The 4,432-nt window shown below is 62.6% G+C and carries 8 protein-coding genes; 3 read left to right on the top strand and 5 right to left on the bottom strand.

The genetic code is table 11. From position 1 onward, the window contains the following. Positions 1 to 77: 77 nt before the first annotated feature. Positions 78 to 830 (top strand): IS6 family transposase, encoded by a 753-nt coding sequence (locus ACXJL8_RS34950; RefSeq protein WP_456686445.1) that lies wholly within the window; start codon positions 78 to 80, stop codon positions 828 to 830. A 316-nt stretch (positions 831 to 1,146) separates the two neighbouring features. On the opposite strand, the gene ACXJL8_RS34945 is transcribed toward ACXJL8_RS34950, so the two are convergent. Further along, the gene (locus tag ACXJL8_RS34945; RefSeq protein WP_456686444.1) at positions 1,147 to 1,941 is read right to left on the bottom strand and encodes a DUF72 domain-containing protein; all 795 of its coding nucleotides are present in this window, start codon (positions 1,939 to 1,941) and stop codon (positions 1,147 to 1,149) included. Positions 1,942 to 2,008: 67 nt separating this feature from the next. Between ACXJL8_RS34945 and ACXJL8_RS34940 the strand changes: the two genes are divergently transcribed. Further along, the gene (locus tag ACXJL8_RS34940; RefSeq protein WP_456686443.1) at positions 2,009 to 2,371 is read left to right on the top strand and encodes a DUF4186 domain-containing protein; all 363 of its coding nucleotides are present in this window, start codon (positions 2,009 to 2,011) and stop codon (positions 2,369 to 2,371) included. Between the two features lie 126 nt (positions 2,372 to 2,497). Here ACXJL8_RS34940 and ACXJL8_RS34935 read toward each other — a convergent pair whose 3' ends face one another. From ACXJL8_RS34935 to ACXJL8_RS34925, 3 genes are read right to left on the bottom strand one after another with little or no spacing between them, the layout of a single operon-like run. Next, the gene (locus ACXJL8_RS34935) at positions 2,498 to 2,689 is read right to left on the bottom strand and encodes a hypothetical protein (RefSeq protein ID WP_456686442.1); all 192 of its coding nucleotides are present in this window, start codon (positions 2,687 to 2,689) and stop codon (positions 2,498 to 2,500) included. Positions 2,690 to 2,738: 49 nt separating this feature from the next. After that, positions 2,739 to 2,978, bottom strand: a complete 240-nt coding sequence (locus ACXJL8_RS34930; RefSeq protein ID WP_456686441.1) for a hypothetical protein — start codon at positions 2,976 to 2,978, stop codon at positions 2,739 to 2,741. Positions 2,979 to 3,007: 29 nt separating this feature from the next. Then, complete coding sequence (locus ACXJL8_RS34925; protein WP_456686440.1) at positions 3,008 to 3,190, bottom strand: hypothetical protein; 183 nt, start codon at positions 3,188 to 3,190, stop codon at positions 3,008 to 3,010. A gap of 291 nt (positions 3,191 to 3,481) precedes the next feature. On the opposite strand from ACXJL8_RS34925, the gene ACXJL8_RS34920 reads away from it, so the two are divergent. Further along, positions 3,482 to 4,183, top strand: a complete 702-nt coding sequence (locus tag ACXJL8_RS34920) for an IS6 family transposase (RefSeq protein WP_456686439.1) — start codon at positions 3,482 to 3,484, stop codon at positions 4,181 to 4,183. Positions 4,184 to 4,216: 33 nt separating this feature from the next. Here ACXJL8_RS34920 and ACXJL8_RS34915 read toward each other — a convergent pair. Then, a partial coding sequence (locus tag ACXJL8_RS34915) for a transposase (protein ID WP_456686438.1) occupies positions 4,217 to 4,432 on the bottom strand: 216 nt, incomplete at its 5' end.

The following is a 4,432-nucleotide window of genomic DNA, read 5'->3' as shown; positions in this document are numbered from 1 at the left end:
CAATCGCGAATGTGCTGAGGTTCGCGGGTCGTTAGCCATACCCGCTCAGCTTGCCGCCTCCGCTTTGGAGCCGGCCCATGATCCTGTCTGCCATTGCCGCCAAGCTCAAGCAGCGTGCACGGACCGACTTCCGCGGCCGGCACTTCGAGGCGGTCCTGATCGTGCAGGCGGTCTCCTGGTACCTGCGCTACCCGCTGAGCTACCGCGACATCGAGGAGCTGTTCCTTGAACGTGGCCTGGAGGTGGATCACTCCTCCGTGAACCGCTGGGTTCTGGCCTATGCGCCGCTGATCGAGAAGCGGCTACGGCAGTTTTGTCGGCCACACTGCGGCTCGCTGCGCATCGACGAAACCTACATCAAGGTGCGGGGCGAGTGGCGCTACCTCTACCGGGCGATCGACAAGCATGGCACGTCCGTCGACTTCCTACTGACCGCCAAGCGCGATCTCGATGCGGCCAAGCGGTTCTTCCGCAAGGTGCTCCAAGATCAGCCGCTACTCGCCCCTGATCGGATCGGCACGGATGGCGCTGGCCCGTACCCGCCGGCCATCGCCCATAGCCGTGAGGTGGGTTTGCTGCCCCGTGCGCCGCTCCACTATGTGACCAAGCACCTGCAGCAAGGCATCGAGAGTGACCACTTCCGGGTCAAGCGAGCGATGCCGCGGGTGGGCGGCTTCCGGTCCTTCCACACGGCGCGGCGCACGATCTGCGGCTTCGAGGCGATGCTGTGGCTGCGCAAGGGCTTCGGCTTTGCCGGCGCGTGGACCGTGTGCGAGCAGAACCGGCTGCTCGGGGTCTGCTTCGGACTTCAGGCGGTTAACAAAACCTGAAACCGAGGCCAATTTAGCCTGAGCTGCGACCTACCTCGCGGTTTGCGACAGGCCCCGAAAACCACCGAATGGCTGAGATGGGCGCAAAGCTGCTGGTCCGCTCTACGGCGCCGAATCTGCGTCATAGAGCCGGCGTTGACAACAGCTGTCGCACTGAGGCTCCGAGCCCCGAAGCAAAATAAAATGCGCAATCGATATAACCGGAGGACCAATAAGCTCATTTCTCGAGCAAAGAAAGACAGTGTTATGCTAAAAAGTATGGTCGAAGTGACGCGTTATCACTGATCATTCGGCACCTATGAGCCAATAAGTGCTGCTAAATACGCTGTGAAACCCTTCCTATTCTGTCGAGAGATTGTGTCTTGTGAGTCTTACGCGCTGTGATCAGTGCAAGAGTGTCCAGCGCGTTTCCTGTTGCCGCAAATTCTGCGGTGTTGTCGAAGATACACCACGCCCGACGTCCGAGGGCACTTTGCTGGTGCAAGCGCTCGGCCATCCGGGTGAGTACAGGCGGCTCATAAACCGAATGGTACATGCGTGGGGAGCCATGAAGCCGGTAGTAGGCAAGATCCAGCCAACCACCCGGCTTGCCTGCACCCGGGATTGGCGCGGGATCAGCAGCGACTCGGGCGATCGCGAGTTCGCTGAGGAGTTTATCGGCGTCCTCAACAAACCAGGTGGCGTGGCGCGGTTCGCAAACGATGTCCCCCGGGAAGATCTGCCTGAAGGTTGCCAGAAATGGTTCGGCCGACGCCCTGTTGAAAACCAAACTCGGCGGAAGCTGGAGAAGCAGCGGCCCGAGCTTCGGCCCAAGGCTCGCCACCTCGCCTAGGAAGCGAACCAAGAGCTCGTCCACGCCGGTGAGGCGTCGCTCATGCGTGATCGCGCGGGGCACCTTTACGGCGAAGTGGAACCCGTCTGGCACCGCGGCGGCCCACTTCTCGTAGGTCGAGACGCGATGTGGCCGATAGAAGGACGTGTTGATCTCAACCGCAGAAAAGCGCTGCGCGTACCTCTCTAAATGGCTGCCGGTTTCCGGGAATTGTGAGGCGTTGGCTTTCGGCAGGCTCCAGCCCGCGGTTCCGATCGCGATGGGGTCTGGTGCATGCATCAGCTGTTACAGTGGGCAATAAGCCATACCGGCCAGATCGGCGGAAGGCAGTCGGGTACATGTGCGCATGCGAGCGCTTGAAGAAGTCTTTGGTCGTCTCTCGACGTCAGCATTCCGGCAGCGGCTTCGGCTCGCGTCCGCCGATCAGGCCCATCTTCGAGAGACAGGCCTGCCGATGGTTCTAGAGCATGCACGGAACTTCGTGGAACGGCGCCTTGCGCCCGCCGAGCCGAGGAACGACGGTAAGCAGACGCCCTTTCGCGGCCATCGTGCCTTTATGGTACAGCATGCGACGGCCACCTGCTGCCGCGGCTGTTTGGCCAAGTGGTACACCATACTTGCGGGACGGGAGTTGACCGCTGTCGAGCAGGCGCACGTGGTCGAGGCTAGCGGGCACTGGCTGCGCTCACAGAATGTCGATGGCGCATAACTGATGGTTCTGTGCTGAGCTCAAATCGGCGATAATTCGGTGCGAGTATCACATGAAGGGTCTTACCGGATTTCCAGGCTGAAAAACGCGCGGTGACTCAGACAAGCGCCGGCTAGGGGAGACGTGCTAGGCGGCCGGTGCCCCACGCCTGCGCAGCGCCTCCGGTAGGCAGTGCGTCCGCCGCAGCCGCGCCGACACCCGCAGAAAGGTCACGAAGTTCTCCGCCTCATCGAGATTCATGCCGCACGCAATAGCGGCGTGGTCCCGCATGATTGTGTGGGTGCCGTCGCCGGCGAGCTTCACGCTGATCCTGGGCATGTGCCTCTCCTTAAAGGATCTTCGGAGACGCATGGATGGAGATGGCGCCTCAATCTAACAATGACCTCGGCGGCGTGTGGTTCGCACTAGTGGTTGCGCCATGCCGCACCCGTAGTGCTCGTCGGGCTCGCGTGAGCACGAAGTAGGCGGCAAGGGCCGCGCCGTTGATGGAGAGCACCCAGCCGTAGCTGTTGGGCGCCTGCCCGTACATGGGCCGGCCGATGGTGCCGAAGCCGACGCATAAGCCAAAGATGGCAAGACCCGCGAATAGGAGAGCGAAGAACAGCATGACCATTCCCCCCAAGAAAGGTGAAGCACCTACAGGTCGAAGAGGCGGACGAACTCGCACGGCGTGTACTGCACGCCTTCCCGGTCCGCGATCCGCACGTCAGCATAGCCGGTCCAGATCAGCTCGGCCGCCTTCTTTAACGCGCCGATCGCTGTGTCGTAGTCGATGAGGATCGGCCCTGTCAGGTTCAAGCCGGTAACGATGAAGGTCATACCGACCTCCGTCCGCTTGGTGCATCCTGCGGTTCACAATACGCCTCTGCGCAGGCTTTCACCAGGGCGTTGAGCGGCAGATTTCTAGGAGCGATTGCAGCGGTCTATTGCAAGGCATCGCCTGAGCTTGGCCTCCAGCCGGTCTAGCTCGCGCACAACCATCGAAGCGGACTGCCATGCCTGATGCGCCGACCCGCTTTGATCCTCTTTGAGGCCGTGCTTGGCGCGGGCTTGTCACGTTGGCAAGGTCGCCGGCTTGCCGCGACCGATCCAGCATCGTAGCCGGGCCGCATGAGCCCGCTCTCGTACTCCGGCTACCGCTTTCCGCGCGACATCATCCAGCGCGCCGTGTGGATGTACCTGCGCTTCACCCTCAGCTTCCGCCATGTCGAGGAGCTCCTGGCCGAGCGCGGSATCATCGTCACGTACGAGAGCGTCCGCCGCTGGGTGCTAACCTTTGGTCCCGTCATCGCGCGCGGGCTACGAGCCCGGCGACCCAAGCCGCACACGCGCTGGCATCTCGACGAGGTGTTTGTGAAGATCGGCGGCCGGCAGATGTACCTGTGGCGGGCCGTTGATGCGGAAGGCGAGGTGCTGGACGTGCTGGTTCAGCCCAAGCGCGACAGGCGAGCGGCGCAGAAGCTGATGCGCAAGCTGCTGAAGAAGCAGGGGATGGCAACCGAGGCGTGGGTCACGGACAGGTGCCCGGCCTACGGCGCTGCGCTGCGTGACCTGAGGCTTCGCAGGGCGGATCACGTCCAGCGCAAGCGAGCGAACAATCGAGCCGAGAGCTCGCACGTCCCGGTGCGACGACGAGAGCGCAAGCTGCAGGGCTTCCAGTCGCCAGGCTCAGCCCAGCGGTTCCTGTCGATGCATGCAGCGACCTACAACACCTTCACCGTTCCCCGCCACCTCGTCTCAGCCCCCACGCACCGACTCTTCCGAGCCGAGGCGTTCGCGACGTGGCGCAGGGCGGCTAGCGTGGCGGCTTGAAACTAGAGCTGTTCCCACCTATGTAGCGACGGCCTAGTCGCCCTCATATCCGGCGGCGGTGATGCAGTTGCGGCATTCGTCTGGGGTGAAGCGGGTGAAGGCCTCGCGGATAGCAACCCAGAGGTCGGGCACGGTGCGGGCGGTTGCGGTTCGCAGCAGGTGCTTGAGCTTGGCGAAGATCTGCTCGATCGGATTGAACTCGGGACTGTAGGGCGGAAGGTACAGGACCCGCGCCCCCACCGCCTCGAT

The organism is Bradyrhizobium sp. P5_C11_2, assembly GCF_054049755.1.
The sequence above is the reverse complement of the archived record's forward strand: the minus strand, read 5'-3'. Positions and strand labels throughout refer to the sequence as shown.